The organism is Reyranella sp., from assembly GCF_965249915.1.
In the GTDB taxonomy this organism is placed as follows: domain Bacteria; phylum Pseudomonadota; class Alphaproteobacteria; order Reyranellales; family Reyranellaceae; genus Reyranella.
Genome location: NZ_OZ252257.1, coordinates 1,036,789 through 1,054,687 on the forward strand (window position 1 = coordinate 1,036,789; position 17,899 = coordinate 1,054,687).

Consider the following 17,899-nt stretch of genomic DNA (forward strand, 5'->3'; position numbering starts at 1 on the left):
AATATCGAATGCATGGTCAGGACGCGACAGCGCTTATCCGCGCCAGCAGGTCTTGTGAGCCCGAGCTGCGCAAGCTCTGAGACGAAGCAGGCATTCGAAGATTGCTGCTATTGTGGTAGTACAATCGTCTGATCGAACGCCTTCAGCGAGTACTATTAAATGCAATGGAATAGAATTTGGGGGATGAAGGCCGCGCTGATCGCTTTGATCGCAGCCTCGTTGAGCGCGTGCATGAGCGCGGACATGCGGCAGTACGGCAAACTCGATCCGGATGAGAAGAGCATTACGGTCCCGCCAGGTGGTGGACTGGCTGCCGAACTGAAGGACGTGTTGAGCGCGCGGGGGTGGACGCTTGTTGTGGACAGAGGTCCCGATGTCATCGAGGGCCGCAACAGCGGGAGCGTCAATCTCAAGTCGTACAACACCTTCAATACCCGGTATCGTTTGATGCTGAGAGCAGCCCAGTTCGACACGTGCCTCAATATGAGCGGCGCCTACAGCTACAATATGTCGGTCATCGACAATAAGACTGGCCGGGAGCTGATGGTCATGGAAGGGCGGGCTTGCGAGAGCCAGATCAAGTCCAAGTTCGAGAGTTTCCTGAACTCTGCGAGCTAGTCGCCGATTGCGCCGGAAAGTGGACGCAGCCCACGGCCGCGCGATCTCACCCAACCACGGGACTGCTTTCGCGCCTTCGCCTCAGTCCCGATTATAACCGGGCGGCGACTTTGATTCGTGCGCGCCACGCTCATCGCACTTGCTGCAACGGAATGGGCACGGATGGTACGGGCGATCCTCCATGCCCTTCGGAATGTCCATTTCGGTAAAGCGCCGGCAGCGATGGCAGATGTCGTAATGGTGGCCGAGGATTGTTCTCAATGCTTACAGCGTGCCGGGGCGATAGGGCCAGAGGCCGACCATCAGGGCGGCTCGGCGCCGGCCACGCCGAGCATCGGGCCGCGGTACGGTTCCGGCCCCGGCCGTGTCTCGATCCCGGATTCCGCGATCCAGCGCTGCATCGCCTCGGCTTCGGCCTCCGTGGCGAAGTGGATCAGCTTGCAGCCCCAGTCGGCGTGTGTGCCGGCAACTGAGTACCAGCCGCCTGGTCCGGCGATGCGATCGGCCGCGGCATGCCACTCAGCCTTGTCGGCCTCACGGAAGGGATCCTCGCGGCGCATGCGGGCGAAGTGGGGCAGGGCTTTCAGGCGGAGCTGGTGGCTGTTGGGGCTACGGCTGGACATGGCTACAGCGGCCAGAAGCCCGGCAGGGCGCGATAGTCGCCGGTCTCGACGACCCATCCGTTAAACGCCCCTGCGAGCGCGACCCGCGCCTGGCCGACGATCACGAAGGAGCCGTCGTCATCGCCGGTTTCCTTGCCCATCAGGAAGCGGTCGATGCCGCACTGCAGGGTGGTGAAGCCGACCAGGTGGCGCCGGCTGGTGACCCGGTCATAGACCGGCGACCAGCCCGACGGGTGCCAGGACTCGAAATCGGTGAAGTCGGCGGAAGGCGAATCGAGCATTTGAGGTCCTCGCTTAAGGTGCGAGAACGATACAAGAACTTTGCCCCGGATTTGCCCCGGGGCTCCTGGCCTTTTGGGGCCATTCCGGTCCACTTATCCACATATTCCCGGCCAGCATCAAAACCGGAAAACGCTTTATTTTCCAAGGGTTAAGGCTGGCGCTCCCTACGGGATTCGAACCCGTGTTTTAGCCTTGAGAGGGCCACGTCCTAGGCCTCTAGACGAAGGGAGCATAGGGCCAGAGGCGGACTGATAGTCGAATGGCCGCGCGGACGCAACCCCCGCTCTTCAGCCGGGCTTCCGACCGGCGATGCGCGACAGGACGCCGGGAACGAAGGGATGGACGGCCACCCCGGCAAAGCCCGCCCCCTGCAGGTATTCCTTCACTTCCGATTCCGTATGGGCCAGGCCGGTGCTGCTCTGGATGGCCTCGTTCAGGCCCCACAGCGCGGCCGAAAGCGGGCCGTTCCGGTCGTCGTGCAGGGTCTCGCCGATCAGATGCATTTCGCCGCCCGGCACGAGGGCCTCGAACGCCTTGGCGACGACCCGGCGGATCAGGGCGGGCTCGTACTGCGGAAGGTTGCTCGCCATCACGACGACGTCGACGCCCTGGGGAAAGGCAGTCTCAGTGAAGTCGCCGGGCAGGGTGCTCACACGACCGGTCGCGCCGTTGGCGGCGATATATTCGTCGGCCACCACCGTGACCGGCGGCAGGTCGAGCACGATCGCCTCGAGGCCGGGGTAGGTCTGGGTCGCCACGATGCTGTAGGCACCGGAGCCGCCGCCCAGATCGAGCATGCGCTTGCGGCCCGACAGGTCGACGCTTCGGCTGAACAGACGGGCGGCGCCCATCCCGATCGAATAGGTGGCGGCGTGATAGCGCCGCGCATCCTCGACCGTGAAGTCCACGTAGGCGCCCAGCCGGTTCTCCTGGCTGTCGCGCAGCCGCTCCGAAAGCTCGCCGAAGGCCTTCCAGCGCGGCTTGGTGAACAGGATCCACGGACCCGCATACCGCTCGCCGTCCTTCACCAGGAAGCGCTGGACGTCGGGCGCGTTGGTGAAGCGTCCGCCGTCGCGCGACAGCAGTGTCATCGCCGCCAGCACGGTCAGCAGGCGCTCGGCGTTGCGCTCGGAAATGCCGACGGCCTTCGCGACGGCGGGAATGGTGTCGTGTCCGTGGGCGATCGCGGTGAAGATCTCGAGTTCGACGGCGGCCATCAGGGCGGCGCTTTCCCAATAGGCCTGGGCGATCTTCTGCAACCGCGTCGTGTCGAGGCGCTTGTTGTCCGGCATTCTGGCGTTTCCTCTTTGGTTGCCCGACCATAGCGCGCGGGCCTAAGCTTCGTCGCTGCCGTTGGAGGGCCCGCCATGGACATGCCGATCGCTTCCGAACTGCCGCTCACCGGCATCGACGTGCACTCGCTGCCACCGGCCGATGGCGAATGGGTGCTGCGCCGCCAGCTTGCGGCCGCCTACCGGCTGGTCGACCATTTCGGCTCGACCGAGCTGATCTACGGCCATCTCACCGCCCGCGTGCCGGGGGATGCGCCGCATTTCCTGATCAACCCCTACGGGCTGAACTACGACGAGGTGACCGCCTCGAACCTGGTCAAGATCGACCTCGACGGGAAGATCGTCGAGCCCAGTCCGCATCCGGTGAACTACGCGGGTTTCGTCATCCATTCGGCGGTCCACATGGCCCATGCCGAGCGCCACAAGGTCGTGATGCACACGCATACGCGGGCCGGCATGGCGGTCTGCGCCCTTAAGGACGGGCTGCTGCCGGTGTCGATGGTGGCGACCGCCTTCCACGGCAGGCTTTCCTATCACGACTATGAGGGCCCGAGCCTCGACCTCGACGAGCGCGGGCGGCTGCTGGCCAACCTCGGCAACAACCAGGCGATGATGCTGCGCAATCACGGCCTGCTGACCACGGGCCGCTCGGTGCCGGAGGCGTTCCTGCGGCTCTATCGTCTGGAGCGTGCCTGCCAGATCCAGCTCGATGCGGCGGCCGCGGGCACGCTCAATGTGCTGGGCGACAATCTGGCGGCGAAGTCCGGCGCCGACATGGATCGGTTCTCGGAAATGGAGTCGGCGGTGGGCATCGGCGATCTCGAATTCGCTGCCTTGGTGCGCAAGCTCGACAAGGTCGACACGAGCTGGCGCCACTGACGCTCACTTGAGCTTATAGAGCGCCCTCAGGGAGCCGCTGGGCGCCTTGATCTCGGCGATGCGCCAGCCTGCGGGCGTTTTCGCAAGCTCCAGCAGGACTTGTTTGGCTTCGCCGAAGGTCTGGAACGAGACCCGGGCCGTCGCGGCATCGCCGTCGGCCGTCACGTCGACCGTGAGCTTCGAGATCTCCCAATCCTGGGCGTCAACGAAGGGATCTCCATTCAGGGTCGGCACCTCGTTCCGCCGCTTGGCCTCGCGATTGTCGCGGTCGATGGCCTGGGCGAGGGCCGGAACGAAGAAACGGGCGGTATCGTCGTACGGCTGTCCCTGGAAGCCCTTGGTGAGATAGGGGCGGTAGAGACTTTCCACGAAGGCCTGCGCTGTGGCGGCCTGCGCCGATGCATCGGTCACGGCCAGTGCGGCCACAAGTCCGGCCAACACGAGGCGACGGCCCGGTTTCTCGAAATTCAAGTCTTGCTCCTGCCTCGGCTAGGCGCGGAAGGTCGTGCGGTCGGTGCCCGAATACAGCGCCTTCGCCGACCGCTCGACGGCGTCGCGATGGGTGGCGAGAGCCGCCGCATCGAGGTCGGCCTTCGGCGCGGGCTCGGGATCGAAGTTTCCGTATGCGTCGCGTCCACGGACCAGGGTCGCGGAATCTCGGACCTTGAGCTGGCGGACATGGGGCGGGATGTAACGGAGGGCCAGCCCGATGCGGCGGTCGTCCGTCGTGTTCGGCCCCGACGCATGGGCCAGCAGCACATTGTGCAGCGACATCTCGCCGGCCTTCAGCGCGACGTCGACGCCGGCGCCGTCCGGCACCTGGACGGCAATCTCCTGACCGCGGCTGAGCAGGTTGTTTTCGTCGAACGTATCGCGATGCTCGAGCTGGTTCCTGAGATGGCTGCCCGGCCAGAACTGCATCGCGCCGCTTTCGACGGGGGCGTCGGCGAGCGCCACCCAGGCGGTGATCACCTCGTCGGTGCTGAGACCCCAGTAGGTCGCGTCCTGGTGCCACGAGACGAAGGAGGGCGAGCGTGCCTCCTTGATGAAGAAGGTACTGCTCCAGCAGAGGATATCCGGCCCGATGACGTCCTCCACCGCGTCGAGGATGGCGGGATGACGCGCGAGCTCGTTTGCCCAGGTGAAGAGCAGGTGCACCTTGTGCCGCATGTTGCCGGCGATCGGCCCGCCGGTCGCGCGCTCATGCTCCTCCAGCCGGTCGCGACAGGCGCGCGCTTCCGCGGGCGACAGGACGCGGATCGGGAAATGGAAACCGTCGCGGCGATAGCGCGACACCTCGTCGGCAGTGAGACGTCCGGCCATGAGACCTCCACCGTGCTGGAAGGGCCCGAGTCTGGCGGGCCTTCAGAACAGGCGCAAGAAGAGGAACACCATGGCGGCATAGGTCGCGAGCAGGATCGCACCGCCAAGCAGGTTGAGTTGCAGCGTGCGCCCCGGCGTGGGCCGCAGCCACCAGCCGAACTGTCCGGCGATCCAGGGAACGAGAAAGCCCGTCAGCACGACGCTCACGACATTGCCCAGGAACAGGGCGACCGCAAAGGGCAGATGAAGGGCGCGGTCGAGAAGGGGCGTGCCGACCAGGATCCCGAACAGCATGACGATCGGATAGAGCATCAGCAGCACGAGCATGTTCATCTTCCACGCCGGCGGGCGCGCGTCGCCGGGCATGCTGTCTCTGAACCACTGCTCGAAGCCGGAGCTTGCGATACGGGAATGGAATTCGTGGGTGAGGGGCGCGGCTTCCTCGACGAGCGCCTGTCGGAGGGGCGAGCCGAGCCAGGCCTGGAGATTGGCTTGCGTGTCGAAGCGCAGGATGGCGACATAGTCCTCCTGCACGCCGGGTATCGGCGGCTCGAACCGATATCCCTGCAGCCCGGTCGCCCTGGACTGCGCGGCGGCGATCTTGCGCTCCCAGGCGCGGTACTCCGCTTCCCGGCCGGGCTTCACGCGGGTGGAGATGATGGCCGAGACGGGCGCCGGCTTCATGCCGCCGGCCTCGTCCCGGACGATATGGACGTCATCGCGACCAACCAGCATGGGCGCTGCGCCCTCAATGCGCTTCTGGCGTTCGGCGGATCCCAGCCAGCGCTGCGCGTCGGCCAGGCTCGCGAAGCGCTGCAGGATCACCCAGTCGACCTGTAGCGGCGGATTGGGCGGCAGCAGCTTCTGTTCGATGAAGCCGGGAAAGTGCTGGATGAACCCGCTGGTCTCGCCCTGCCAGCGGGCGAAGTCCTCGTTGCGTTCGGGCCGCACGCAGGTCTGCGTCACGATGCTGACGCTGCGAGGGGCGGTTGTCTCCGTCGGAGGCATGCCGGTGGGCGACCCGGCCGCCGACACGGGCCGCTTCACTTCTGCGACGGTATCGCGATTCATGTTTGCGGCGTCATCCAGCCCCTTCTCGTGGGACTGTCCTGTGTCGCCCGCGGGCCGTCCAACCAAATATCTGGACGGCCTCAGATGTCGAAGCCGGGTCGAGTCCCGCTGCCGCGCCGAAGGGCGATTGCCCGGCCGAGGTTAGCTCGGTCCTGCGGCGGCTACTTCGTGAGGATCAGTTTCTCGGACGCCGTCACGCGCAGCCGGTAGGTGCTGGCGCCGTGGCGGATGAGGAGTTCGCGGCGGCCCGCCATGAGCTGGCTGCTCTCGATGCTCGCGGCGTCGCGTTCCGGCTTCGCACGGGAAAGGTCACCTGCGGAATGCAGCTGCATCATCTGGTCCATCTTCGCCTCGCCAAGTTGTTGCAAGTCACTCGCATTTGCAGATAAAGCGCCTGCGATGTCAATGGCGAAGCGAAGCCTGAGAGTCGATCTACCGGCCGGTGAAGGAGGGCAGCTGGTGCGCCGTCACCGCCGGCGCGACACCGTCGAAGCGCTCGATCTCGACCAGACAGGTCTGTGCGATGCAGCCCTGGCTGAGCTTCGACGAGCCGATGTCCAGTGTCAGCGCGTTCGGGTTGCCATGCTTTTCCAGCGGCACGTTCGAACCGGAATCCTCCGGGTCGAACCAGGCGCCGGTCGACAGCCGGACCACACCGCGGCGGATGCGGTCCGACAGTCGCGCCGACGCGAGGCAGGCGCCGCGGTCGTTGAAGACGCGCAACAGATCCCCTTCGGCGATGCCGCGCGCGGCGGCGTCTTCCGGATGCAGGGTGACCGGCTGGCGACCCTTGACCTTGGTCGCCTTGGCATGCGGGCTGTGGTCGAGCTGGCTGTGCAGCTTGTCGGCCGGCTGGTCCGACAGCATGTGCAGCGGATAGCGCTCGGCCTTCTTCGAGCCCAACCATTCGATCGGCTCCATCCATGTCGCATGGCCGGGGCAGTCGTCGTAGCCGAACGAGGCGATCTTCTCGGAGAAGATTTCGATCTTGCCCGAGGGAGTCTTGACCGGATTCGCCGCCGGATCTTCCCGGAACTTCGCGAGCATCACCGGCTCGGTGTTCTCGCCCGGCACTTTGGCGATGCCGGCTTCCCAGAATTCCTCGAAGGAGGGCAGGGGCACGCCCATCCTGGCCGACTTCTGGCGGCCTTCCTCGTACATGTGAGCGAGCCACTGCATCTCGTCGCGGCCTTCGGTGTAGACGTCGGCGGCCCCGAGACGGCGGGTGATCTCAGAGAAGATCCAGTAGTCGTCGCGCGCCTCGCCGATCGGCTCGCGGGCCTTCTTCATGGCGATCAGGAAGGGTTCGCGGCGCGCATAGCCGATATCGTTGCGCTCGAGGCCTGTGGTCGCGGGCAGCACGATGTCCGCCATCTTCGCCGCCGGCGTCCAGAACTGCTCGTTGAAGATGATGGTCTCGGGCTTCTGCCACGCGACCCGCAGCCGGTTGAGATCCTGATGGTGATGGAACGGGTTGCCGCCCGCCCAATAGATCAGCTTGATATCGGGGTAGGTGATGTCGCGGCCGTTGTACGGGACCTTGCCGCCCGGATTGAGCAGCATGTCGGTGAAGCGCGCGACCGGGATGAAGTCGGAAACCGCGTTGGTGCCTTGTGACAGGGTCGGGCCCGACAGCAGCGGCGCGGTGCTGCCCATGCCGTTGGTCGGCCCGTAGCTCGCGCCGAACCCGCCGCCCGGCAGGCCGATCTGCCCCAGCATGCAGGCCAGCGACACCAGCGCCCAGAAGGGCTGCTCGCCGTGGTGCGAGCGCTGCAGCGACCAGTTGATGTTCACCGTGGTGCGGGTCGCCGCCATCTCGCGGGCGAGCGCGCGGATGCGGTGGGCGGAGACGCCCGTGATCTTCTCGGCCCATTCCGGAGTCTTGTCGGCCAGCGACGGCGCGAACTTGTCGAAACCCACGGTGCAGCGGTCGAGGAATTCGCGGTCGTAGAGCTGTTCGGTGTAGAGCACGTGGCAGAGCGCCAGGATCATCGCGGCATCGGTGTTCGGCCGGATCGCCAGCCATTCGATGTCGCCGCCGGTGTCGAGATCCTCGGCGGTCGGCGTGATGTTGATGAAGCGCACGCCCTTGGCGCGCATGCCGTACAGCCCGTCCTTGAGGCGATGCACCATCGCGCCGCCGGCGCTGATCTGGGCGTTCTTGTGCGGCGCGCCGCCGAAGGTGACGAACAGCTTGCAATGTTCGGCCAGCACGTCCCACGTCGTGTGCATCGCCATCAGGTCTTCCATGCTGGCCACGATGTGCGGCATCAGCACGCGCGCCGCGCCGAGGCTGTAGGAATCCTGGTGGCGCACATAGCCGCCCAGCGCATTGAGGAAGCGATGGACCTGGCTCTGGGCGTGATGGAAGCGCCCCGCGCTCGACCAGCCGTACGAGCCGCCGAAGATCGCGCGGTTCGAGTGCGCGTCCTTCACGCGCTTCAGTTCGCCGGCGACCATGTCGAGCGCCTCGTCCCACGGCACCTCGACGAAGGGTTCCTGGCCACGCTTGTCGGTCGCGGCGCCCGCGCCCTTCTCGAGCCAGCTCTTGCGGAAGGACGGCCGGCGCACCCGCATCCGCGCGACCTCGTCGGACAGCATGTGCAGGCCGATCGGCGAAGGATCGGGATCCTGCGAGAAAGGGTGAAGCTTCGTTGCCTGGCCCTTGTCGTCGTATTCGACTTCGTAGACGCCCCAATGGGCGGCGGTCAGGGTACGCTGGTGGGTCATGGGACTCTCACGCTGCTGTCTTGGCGATACTCAGGAACCGATCGACGGTCGCTTGCTCGGTGTCGAAGGCGGTGACGAGGCGGAAGGCACGCTCGCCCGGCCGGTCGGACGGCCAAGGATGATACTGCGCTCCTGCGGCCCGCAACGCATCATGCATCTGTGCCGGCAGGATGATGAAGATCTCGTTGGCATGGACCGGATAGAGCAGTTGCGTACCCTTCAGCGTCGTCAGGCCGGCCACGAGGCGGCGTGCCATGGCGTTGGCGTGACTGGCGTTGTCGAGCCACAGCCCGTCGGCCAGGTAGGCCTCGAGCTGCGCCGACAGGAACCGCATCTTGGAGAAGAGATGGCCGCTGCGCTTGCGGCGGAACTCGAACTCGCGGGCGAGCTCGGGCTCGAAGAAGACCACGACCTCGGCCGCCAGGGCGCCGTTCTTGGTGGCGCCGAAGCTCAGCACGTCGACGCCCGACATCCAGGAAAGCTCGGCCGCCGAGCTGCCGACGAAGGCGAGGGCGTTGGCGAAGCGCGCCCCGTCCATGTGCAGCTTCAGCGCGTGACGATGGGCCGTCGTGGCGATGGAAGCCACTTCGTCCGGGCCGTAGACCGTGCCGCATTCGGTTGCCTGCGTGATGCTGACGGCCGCCGGCTGGGGATGATGCACGACACCGTAGACCGGCTGGGCAAGGGCCTCGGCGAGCTTCTTCGGGTCGATCTTTCCGGCGGCGCCCGGCAGGGGAGAGAGCTTGGCGCCGGAGGTGAAGAATTCCGGAGCGTTGGCCTCGTCGACGACGATGTGCGCCTCGGCATGACAGTAGATCGAGCCCCAGGCGGGCGTGCAGCAGGACAGCGCGAGCGAGTTGGCGGCGGTGCCGGTCGCCACCGGGAACGCGACCAGGTCGGGCTTCTCGAAGATATCGCGCAGGCGGCGTTCGACCCGATGTGTCCACTCGTCGGCGCCATAGGACGGCGCCGTGCTGCCGCCGGAGAAGGCCCGCGTCACCGCCTCGAGAATGACGGGATGCGCTCCCACCTCGTTGTCGCTTCGGAAATTCATTCCTGTCCTCGTACGGATGTCGTTGGGCTCAGCGGCCGGCGCCGGGCGGAAATTCGATCGTGCCCAGGAGAGCGCCGCTGCGCGGGTCGACGACATAGGCCGAGGTCGGCCCGCCCTGCGTCTCGACATGCACGACGAGGCGATCGCCGACGGCATTCATCGACACGATACGGGCGCCCGAGGGCAGCGCGATGCGCTCGGTGAAGCGGCTGCCTTCGGATGCTGGCGAACGGCCGGCGTTGGGCGTAGAGATGCGCCGGGCGATCTCGGCGACCGCGACGACGAAGCCCACCACGATCAGCAGGCCCATTCCGATCACCAGCACCTTCAGCCAGAGTGGTGCAGAGGCCTGAGCAGGGGACGCCAAGAAAACTCCATGAGCGAAGCCGGTCGCCACACCGTGACCTTCGACCAGAGCGCCGCCGGCGAACGGCTGGACCGCGCGCTGGCTGCTGCCTTGCCTTCCCTGACGCGAAGCCGGGTGAAGGCGTTGATCGAGGGCCGCTGCGTAGCGCTTGCGGGGGGGCAGACGATAGAAGAGCCGTCCCGCAAGGTCAAAACAGGCGATGTCGTCATCGTCGATATTCCGGAACCCGAACCCGCCGTTCCGCAGCCCCAGGACCTGGCGCTGGAGATCCTGTTCGAGGATGCCGACCTGCTGGTCCTGAACAAGCCTGCCGGGATGGTCGTCCACCCTGCGCCCGGCAATCCCGACAGGACCCTGGTCAACGCCCTGCTGGCCCACTGCGGCGACAGCCTGTCGGGCATCGGCGGCGTGCGCCGGCCGGGGATCGTGCACCGGCTCGACAAGGACACGTCGGGAGTCATGGTCGTGGCCAAGAACGACGCGACCCACCATGCCCTTTCCAAGCTGTTCGCCGCCCACGACCTCGAGCGCATCTATACGGCCCTGGTCTGGGGGGCGCCCAAGGCCCCGCGCGGGACGGTCGAGGAGGCGCTGGGACGGCACCCGGTCGATCGCAAGCGCATGGCGGTGCGCAAGGCGGGCGGGCGGGCCGCCTTCACCGAATATTGGCTGGAGAAGCGCTTCGGGCCCGCTCTGGCGCCGATCGCGAGCCTTGTCGGCGCCAAGCTTGGGACGGGCCGGACCCATCAGGTCCGTGTTCACATGGCCCATATCGGCTGCCCGGTGGTGGGAGACCCGGTCTACGGGCGCAAGACCCGCAACGGCGGTGCACCCGAGGCGTTGAAACTGTTCCCGCGGCAAGCTCTTCACGCATCTGTGCTCGCCTTCCGACATCCAAAGACGGGGAAGGACGTAAGATTTGCCACAGAATTGCCCGAAGACTTCAGGAAGTTGGTCGCAACGCTGAACAGCGTTAAGTAAAAGCCCCAATACCTGAGGGGGTTAGTAGGAATTATATTGACCCGGGACCATTCCGACTTCTAGAGTCGGTTTTAGCAGTCGGGGGACGAGAGTGCTAAACGCTCGTTCACCGGCGATCCCGCGTACGAAAGGGGGAGTAGCCATGAGTGCAGCCACCGCAAACCTTCCCGCCCTGCCGTCATCCCTGACGCCCGAGGGCAATCTCAGCCGGTACCTGTCGGACATCCGGAAGTTTCCCCTGCTGGAGCCCCAGGAAGAGTTCATGCTGGCCAAGCGCTGGCGCGAGCACGGCGATTCCAAAGCGGCCCATCGCCTCGTGACCAGCCATCTTCGCCTCGTGGCAAAGATCGCCATGGGCTATCGCGGCTACGGGCTGCCGGTCGCCGAGCTCATTTCCGAGGGCAATGTCGGCATGATGCAGGCGGTGAAGCGGTTCGATCCGGACCGCGGCTTCCGCCTGGCGACCTACGCCATGTGGTGGATCCGAGCCTCGATCCAGGAATACATCCTGCACAGCTGGTCGCTCGTGAAGATGGGCACGACGGCGGCGCAGAAGAAGCTGTTCTTCAACCTGCGCAAGCTCAAGGGCCAGATGCAGGCCATCGAAGAGGGCGACCTGACGCCCGAGCAGGTGACCAAGATCGCAACCCGCCTCGGTGTCCCCGAGGAAGAGGTGGTGAACATGAATCGCCGCCTGTCCGGACCTGACTCGTCGCTCAACGCCCCGGTGAAGGCCGAAGGCGACATGGAGTGGCAGGACTGGCTGGTCGACGATGCCCCCAACCAGGAAGCCCGACTGGGCGAAAGCCAGGAGCTCGGCCAGCGCAAGCATATGCTGGCGGCGGCGCTCAAGCAGCTCACCGACCGGGAGCGCCACATCATCGTCGAGCGGCGACTGGTCGACGAGCCGAAGACGCTCGAGGACCTGTCGGCCAAGTATGGCATCAGCCGCGAGCGCGTGCGTCAGATCGAGGTTCGCGCCTTCGACAAGCTCCAGAAGGCCATGAAGAACATGGTCGTCGAGGCGGCGGCCCGGCCGACCACCCAGCCGGCGCGCGCCTGAGCGACGAGAAACGTTGTCTACGGTAGGCTCCTGGGATCACCCGGGAGCCTGCCATGACGACCTCGCCGATTCTCTACGAGACCCTGCCGGGCGCGATCGCGCGCATCGTCCTGAACCGCCCGGACACGCGCAACGCGCAGGACACGGCGTTCCTCTATGCGCTCAACGAGGCCTTCGACCGCGCCGCCCATGACGACGCGGTGAAGGTGATCGTGCTGTCGGCCAACGGCCCGCACTTCTCCTCGGGTCACGACCTGCGCGAGGTCGATGGCCACGGCAACATGTCCAGGCATGACACCGTCGGCACCTGGGGCGGTTTCGGCAAGCCCGGCGCCGAGGCGCAGTACGCGCGCGAGCAGGAGATCTATCTCGGCTTCTGCGAGCGCTGGCGCAACATTCCCAAGCCGACGCTGGCGCTGGTCCACGGCAAGGTGATGATCGGCGGGTTGATGCTGATGTGGCCGTGCGACCTGATCGTCTGCTCGGAGGATGCCGAGTTCCTCGATCATTCCGTGGCCATGGGCGTGGGCGGTGCCGAGTTCTTCGCCCATCCCTGGGAAATGGGCATCCGCAAGGCCAAGGAGTTCCTGTTCACCGCCGATTGGATCAAGGCCGCCGAGGCCCATCGCCTCGGCATGGTGAACCATGTCGTGCCGCGCGCCGAACTCGAAAGCTTCGGCCTGGCCATGGCCGAACGGATTGCTCAGAAGCCGCTATTCGCCCTGAAGCTGGTGAAGCAGGCCATCAACGCGGCCCAGGACGCACAGGGACGGGTCGGCGCCATGCAGACCTCGTTCGCGCTCCACCACCTGGCCCACGCCCATAACATGCTGGCGCACGGCAAGCTGGTCGACCCGACCGGTCTGATGCCGGCCATCCAGAAGCACGAGAAGGCGACCGAGGGGGCGTCGAAAGGTCCGAGTCGCGGCGAATAAACGAAACAAACGCAATAAACGAAACAATCGAAGCCAATGTCGCACCCCCTGTTTTCCGTGTCGGGGCGACCGTCGGCGCAACAATGTTGCGCCTCAGTGCTTCTGAAACGCCTGCTTCAACGACCTTTCGATCCGATTCAGGCGAGGCTCGGATCGACCGCCAGAACGGTCTTGCCGGTTCCGGCACCGGAGAGCGCGTACTCAAGCGCTTCGCGGTATTGGCCGAACGGGAAGGTCCTGCCCACCGGCACGTCGAGTTCGCCCTTCGCGACCCAGGCGAGCAGCTCTTCGAGGTCGCTGGCGGCGGCTTCGGCCTCGAACACGGCGCCGAACTGGCGATAGTCCACGCCGATCAGGGCTGCTCCCTTGAGGAGTGGCAAATTCACCGGCAGGGCCGGAATGTCGCCGCCTGCAAAGCCTACGACGAGGTAGCGCCCGCCCCATCCCAGCGACCGGAACGCAGGCTGCAGCAAGGGCCCGCTGACCGGATCGAAGACGACGTCGATGCCCTGCGGAGCCACCGCCTTCAGCCGTTCCCGCCATCCTTCGACGGTTCGGTCGAGGGTGGCTCCTGCGCCGGCCTCTTTCACGAAGAGGCGCTTCTGCTCGGTCGAGGCGACACCGATGACCGTGGCGCCGAGGAGCCGACCGACCTGGATTGCGGCCAATCCGACTCCGCCGGCCGCGCCGATCACCACCAGGGTTTCCCCCGCCTTGAGGGCCGCGCGATCGCGAAGCCCGTGCAGGGCCGTGCCGTAGTTGACGCGAAAGCCGGCGGCCTGGGTCATGCTCATCCGGTCGGGAATGCGGCTGACGGCCCGTTCCGAGGCAATCGCGTATTCGGCAAAGCCGCCGCGCACCTGGGCCAGGACGCGCTCTCCGGGTGCGAATCGCGTGACCCCTGGCCCCAGCGCATCGACCACGCCACCGATCTCCCCACCGGGCACGTGAGGCAGGGGTGGCTTGACCTGATAGCGGCCGAGCGCGACCAGAGAGTCGACGAACCCGACCCCGCAGGCAGCGACCCTGATCCGAACTTCGCCCTCGCCCGGCTGGGGCGCAGGCAGGTCGACCAGGGCATAGTTGTCGATGGAGCTGAGATCGGCGGTCTGCACGGCCTTCATTGAGACAAACCTTCGGTGTTACGCAAGGTAGCCGATCCGCTCGAAGAACTTCGCGATCTCCGCGGCGGCGAGATCGGGCTGCTCATAGTGAACGAAGTGACCAGCATCCTCGGCGATGCTGGCTTCCACGTCCTGGAAGTAATTTCCGACGACATCGATCCAGGCCGACTTGAGAACCGGATCGTGGCGGCCCCAGAGAACGCGCGTCGGCTGGGTGATCACCGGCGGCTTGGGCGCGGTTCCGGCCATGACGGCGAGGCGGCCGGCATTCTGCGAGATGTACCAGTTGAAGCCGCCCTGGAGGTTGCCGGGGCGCATGAAGTTGTCGACCCAGCGCTCCAAGACGGCGTCGAACGCGTCCTTGCGATGGCACCAGTGCGTCAGGAAATGCCGGAAATAATCGCGACACGAATCGCGTGAAGCGCCGACGATCGCGGGTGCAAACGGCATCTGGTGGAAGGTCTGATACCAGATCTCGTTGATCTGAGAGGGTTCGCGCCAGCGCGCGCCCACGCCATGCGTGCCGCAATTGAAGAAGAACAGCCCGGCCACCCGGTCCGGATGCCGGATCGCCAGCCGCTGCATCACATAGGCGCCGACATCGTGGCCGACGAAGCACGCCTTCGCGAGTCCAAGCCGGTCGAGCAGGGCCACGATATCGTCCGCCAGCACGTCGGGACCTGCCTGGTCGGAGGGGCCCGATGTGGGATTGCCGCTTTCGCCGAAGCCACGAAAGTCCGGTGCGATCAGCCGGAAGCGATCGGACAGGCGTTCGAACATCGGCTCCCAGGTCGCCCAGAATTCCGGCCATCCATGCAGCAGGAGCAGGGGCGCGCCGCGGCCGGCCTGGGCGACATGGGTCGGGAAACCGCGCGTCTCGACGAAAGCGTGCCTGACGTCCCGCATGATGCGTCTCCTCGTCAGCCCTTCTTCACCATGGCCTCGATCAGGGTCGGACCGTCGGTCCGGGCGAGCGCCCGGTCGAGGGCGGCGTCGAAGCCTTCCGCCGTGTCGACCCGTTCGGAGGGCAGGCCGAAGCCCTCGGCGATCTTTGCGATGTTCATCGGCGGGTCGTTGAAGTCCATGCCGATTGGCGTGTCGTTGCCATGGAACAGCTTCAGGCGGTTCTTGAGGATCTGGTAGCCCTCGTTGTTGGTGATCAGGAAGATCACCGGCAGCTTCTGGTTGGCGGCGCTCCACAGCGCCGAGATCGAGTACATGGCGCTGCCGTCGCCGATCACGGCCACGACCCGGCGCGTCGGTTCGGCGATCTGCACGCCGACGGACGCGGCGATGCCCCAGCCGATGCCGCCGCTCACATTGCCGAAGAAGCTGTTGCGGTCGCGGAAGGGAAAGTAGCTCGGCAAGGTCGCGGTACTGGTGAGGCCTTCCTCGACGACGATGGCGTCCTTGGGCAGCTTGTCGCTGAGGCGCATCATCACCCATTCGGCGGGCAGGGGCGCCGTCGTCGGCGTCGTGACCTTGGCTGCTTTCTGCGCACGCAGGGCGCTCCAGTTGCGCCTGGAAATCTCGGCCAGAGAGGCCTTGGCCTGCTCGGCGAGCTGTGTGCCGCCCAGCTTCTTCAGCAGCGGCACCAGCGCCTTCAGCGTCTCCTTCACGTCGGCACGGAGTGCGATTTCCGCCGGGAAGTTCTTGCCCATCTCCCAGTCGCGCAGGCCGATCATCGCCACCTTGGTGGTCTCGGGCAGCGGCTCGGTCTCGCTCCACACCGACATCTTCAGCACGTCGGAGCCGACGCAGAGCATCAGGTCGTAGTCGGACAGCACGCGGCGGACATGCTTCTGGTCGCGGTTGAGTGCGCCGAGATAGGCAGGATGCTCCGAGGGGAAATGCGCGCCCCAGGCCACGGTCTGTTGCAGCACCGGCGCGCCCAGCGTCTCCGCAAGCTCGGCGGCCTCCGCAAAGGCGTCCGACGTGGCGATCTCGTGGCCGGCCAGGATGACGGGCTTCTTTGCCGAGAGCAGGCGCCTGGCGAGCTGTTCCAGCGCTGCATCGCTCGGGCGCACCGCCGTGTCGACGCGGGTCACCTCGCCCATGTCGATGGCGGCTTCGTTGTTCAGAATGTCACCCGGCAGCGAGATGAAGACCGGCCCGGTCGGGGCGGTCGTGGCGACCTTGGCGGCGCGGCGGAGGATGCGCGGCAGGTCTTCGATGCGGCTGACTTCGGTGGCCCATTTCACGACCGGCTGGGCGATCGGCACCAGCGGCGCGTAGAGCAGGGGCTCGGTCAGACCGTGGCCCTGTTCCTGCTGGCCGGCGGTCACGATCATCGGCGTGCCCGACATCATCGAGGTGTAGATCGAGCCGATGGCATTGCCCAGGCCCGGCGCCACGTGGACGTTGCAGGAGACCAGCTTGCCGGAGGCCCGCGCATAGCCGTCGGCCATGGCGATCACGACGGCCTCCTGGAGGGCGAGCACGTAGCCCATCTCCGGCGCCGAGGAGAGCGCATGCATGATCGGCAGCTCGGTCGTGCCGGGATTGCCGAACATCTTGGTGACGCCCTCGTCCTTGAGCACGCGCAGGAAGGCGTCGCGGCCGGTGATGGTGTTAGGGACGTTTGCGTCGGGCATTCATTTCCTCCTTGAGATGGCGGGGAGGGTAGCGTGGCGGGATGGCCCGTGAAATGATCGAGTGCATGACGGTTGGAAGACCACGCGCGATGCGAAAAGCCCGTGACTGACCTCGAGCAGAGGATCGCGGCCCTGACGTGCTGGCGTGGGCAAGTGAAGATGGCGCCGCTGCTGGGCGGGCTGACCAATCTGTCCTACCTCGTCGAGGATGCCGGCGAGAAATTCGTCGTGCGCTGCGGCGACGACATTCCGGTCCATCACGTCTTCCGCGATCGCGAGCGTGCTGCCTCGATCGCCGCGCATGCCGCCGGTCTGTCGCCCGAGGTGGTCCACACCGAACCCGGCATCCTGGTGATGCGCCACGTCGATGGCCGGACTTTTACCGAAGCCGATCTGCGCCTGAACATCCCGCGCCTCGCGCCCCTCCTGCGCAAATGCCATCGTTCCGTCGGAAAGCATCTCGCCGGTCCGCCAAACTTCTTCTGGGTCTTCCACGTGATTCGCGACTACGGGCGCGTGATCGCTGGATCGAAGAGCCCGTTCGCCACCGACGTGCCACGCTACCTTGAAGCGAACAGGGCGCTGGAAGAAGCGCAGGTTCCGATGCCCATTGTCTTCGGTCATCACGACCTGCTGCCGGGCAACGTGATGGACGATGGCAAGCGTCTCTGGCTCATCGACTGGGAATATGGCGGGTTCGGCACCGCCCTGTTCGACCTCGCCAATCTGTCGGCGAACGGCTCGTTCGGAGAAGCCGAGGACGAGCTGCTCCTGGATGCCTATTTCGACGGCAACGGGCCGTCCGACCTGCGCCGCGCCTTCCGGGCGATGAAGGCGGCCAGTGCACTGCGCGAAGCCCTTTGGGCGATGGTATCCGACATCCACCTGCAGATACCCGGCGCCGACTACAAGGCGCATGCGCGCGACTATCTCAACCGATTCGAGGAGTTGATGGCCCGCTGA

General features: G+C 66.0%; 19 protein-coding genes and 1 tRNA gene. 6 read left to right on the top strand and 14 right to left on the bottom strand.

Translation table 11 applies throughout. The annotated features are described in order from the left end of the window. The first annotated feature begins 183 nt into the window (after positions 1 to 183). Complete coding sequence (locus ACP15H_RS05190; RefSeq protein ID WP_425065143.1) at positions 184 to 618, top strand: hypothetical protein; 435 nt, start codon at positions 184 to 186, stop codon at positions 616 to 618. A gap of 302 nt (positions 619 to 920) precedes the next feature. Here the strand turns inward: ACP15H_RS05190 and ACP15H_RS05195 are convergent, their stop codons facing one another. The 4 genes from ACP15H_RS05195 to ACP15H_RS05210 all read right to left on the bottom strand — a co-directional run bounded on the left by ACP15H_RS05195 (position 921) and on the right by ACP15H_RS05210 (position 2,815). Then, positions 921 to 1,241 (bottom strand): hypothetical protein, encoded by a 321-nt coding sequence (locus ACP15H_RS05195; RefSeq protein WP_425065144.1) that lies wholly within the window; start codon positions 1,239 to 1,241, stop codon positions 921 to 923. 2 nt (positions 1,242 to 1,243) lie between these two features. Next, a complete protein-coding gene (locus ACP15H_RS05200) occupies positions 1,244 to 1,522 on the bottom strand; it encodes a hypothetical protein (protein ID WP_425065145.1) in 279 nt (92 codons plus the stop codon). 156 nt (positions 1,523 to 1,678) lie between these two features. Next, a tRNA-Glu gene (locus ACP15H_RS05205) sits at positions 1,679 to 1,754 on the bottom strand. Positions 1,755 to 1,810: 56 nt separating this feature from the next. Beyond that, on the bottom strand, positions 1,811 to 2,815 hold the full coding sequence (locus ACP15H_RS05210) for a methyltransferase (protein WP_425065146.1): 1,005 nt from the start codon (positions 2,813 to 2,815) through the stop codon (positions 1,811 to 1,813). Between the two features lie 75 nt (positions 2,816 to 2,890). Between ACP15H_RS05210 and ACP15H_RS05215 the strand changes: the two genes are divergently transcribed. Next, positions 2,891 to 3,694, top strand: coding sequence for a class II aldolase/adducin family protein (locus ACP15H_RS05215; RefSeq protein WP_425065147.1), 804 nt, complete (start codon positions 2,891 to 2,893; stop codon positions 3,692 to 3,694). Between the two features lie 3 nt (positions 3,695 to 3,697). On the opposite strand, the gene ACP15H_RS05220 is transcribed toward ACP15H_RS05215, so the two are convergent. From ACP15H_RS05220 to ACP15H_RS05250, 7 genes are all read right to left on the bottom strand, one after another. Next, positions 3,698 to 4,165, bottom strand: coding sequence for a DUF3828 domain-containing protein (locus ACP15H_RS05220; RefSeq protein ID WP_425065148.1), 468 nt, complete (start codon positions 4,163 to 4,165; stop codon positions 3,698 to 3,700). Between the two features lie 18 nt (positions 4,166 to 4,183). Then, positions 4,184 to 5,017: a phytanoyl-CoA dioxygenase family protein gene (locus ACP15H_RS05225; protein WP_425065149.1), complete on the bottom strand. Its 834-nt coding sequence runs from the start codon at positions 5,015 to 5,017 to the stop codon at positions 4,184 to 4,186. Between the two features lie 42 nt (positions 5,018 to 5,059). Then, the gene (locus ACP15H_RS05230; protein WP_425065150.1) at positions 5,060 to 6,088 is read right to left on the bottom strand and encodes an antibiotic biosynthesis monooxygenase; all 1,029 of its coding nucleotides are present in this window, start codon (positions 6,086 to 6,088) and stop codon (positions 5,060 to 5,062) included. 161 nt (positions 6,089 to 6,249) lie between these two features. Next, positions 6,250 to 6,432 carry a hemin uptake protein HemP gene (gene hemP, locus ACP15H_RS05235; RefSeq protein WP_425065151.1) on the bottom strand — a complete coding sequence of 61 codons (183 nt, stop codon included), beginning with the start codon at positions 6,430 to 6,432 and terminating at the stop codon, positions 6,250 to 6,252. Between the two features lie 88 nt (positions 6,433 to 6,520). Then, complete coding sequence (locus tag ACP15H_RS05240; protein ID WP_425065152.1) at positions 6,521 to 8,818, bottom strand: molybdopterin-dependent oxidoreductase; 2,298 nt, start codon at positions 8,816 to 8,818, stop codon at positions 6,521 to 6,523. 7 nt (positions 8,819 to 8,825) lie between these two features. Further along, entirely contained in the window at positions 8,826 to 9,872 is a 1,047-nt protein-coding gene (locus tag ACP15H_RS05245; RefSeq protein WP_425065153.1) for a threonine aldolase family protein, read from the bottom strand. 28 nt (positions 9,873 to 9,900) lie between these two features. Further along, positions 9,901 to 10,239, bottom strand: coding sequence for a DUF6476 family protein (locus tag ACP15H_RS05250; RefSeq protein ID WP_425065154.1), 339 nt, complete (start codon positions 10,237 to 10,239; stop codon positions 9,901 to 9,903). A gap of 9 nt (positions 10,240 to 10,248) precedes the next feature. Between ACP15H_RS05250 and ACP15H_RS05255 the strand changes: the two genes are divergently transcribed. The 3 genes from ACP15H_RS05255 (at position 10,249) to ACP15H_RS05265 (ending at position 13,218) form a co-directional block, all read left to right on the top strand. Beyond that, a complete protein-coding gene (locus ACP15H_RS05255; RefSeq protein WP_425065155.1) occupies positions 10,249 to 11,220 on the top strand; it encodes an RluA family pseudouridine synthase in 972 nt (323 codons plus the stop codon). A 142-nt stretch (positions 11,221 to 11,362) separates the two neighbouring features. Then, the gene (gene rpoH, locus ACP15H_RS05260; protein ID WP_425065156.1) at positions 11,363 to 12,283 is read left to right on the top strand and encodes an RNA polymerase sigma factor RpoH; all 921 of its coding nucleotides are present in this window, start codon (positions 11,363 to 11,365) and stop codon (positions 12,281 to 12,283) included. Positions 12,284 to 12,336: 53 nt separating this feature from the next. Beyond that, on the top strand, positions 12,337 to 13,218 hold the full coding sequence (locus ACP15H_RS05265; protein ID WP_425065157.1) for an enoyl-CoA hydratase: 882 nt from the start codon (positions 12,337 to 12,339) through the stop codon (positions 13,216 to 13,218). Between the two features lie 137 nt (positions 13,219 to 13,355). Here ACP15H_RS05265 and ACP15H_RS05270 read toward each other — a convergent pair whose 3' ends face one another. Genes ACP15H_RS05270 through ACP15H_RS05280 form a run of 3 tightly spaced genes read right to left on the bottom strand, consistent with a single transcriptional unit; the run spans position 13,356 to position 16,936 of the window. Next, complete coding sequence (locus ACP15H_RS05270; RefSeq protein WP_425065158.1) at positions 13,356 to 14,342, bottom strand: NADPH:quinone oxidoreductase family protein; 987 nt, start codon at positions 14,340 to 14,342, stop codon at positions 13,356 to 13,358. Between the two features lie 18 nt (positions 14,343 to 14,360). Then, positions 14,361 to 15,248, bottom strand: a complete 888-nt coding sequence (locus tag ACP15H_RS05275; RefSeq protein WP_425065159.1) for an alpha/beta fold hydrolase — start codon at positions 15,246 to 15,248, stop codon at positions 14,361 to 14,363. A 14-nt stretch (positions 15,249 to 15,262) separates the two neighbouring features. Further along, positions 15,263 to 16,936: a thiamine pyrophosphate-binding protein gene (locus ACP15H_RS05280; RefSeq protein ID WP_425065160.1), complete on the bottom strand. Its 1,674-nt coding sequence runs from the start codon at positions 16,934 to 16,936 to the stop codon at positions 15,263 to 15,265. Positions 16,937 to 17,038: 102 nt separating this feature from the next. Between ACP15H_RS05280 and ACP15H_RS05285 the strand changes: the two genes are divergently transcribed. After that, positions 17,039 to 17,899, top strand: coding sequence for a phosphotransferase (locus ACP15H_RS05285; RefSeq protein WP_425065161.1), 861 nt, complete (start codon positions 17,039 to 17,041; stop codon positions 17,897 to 17,899).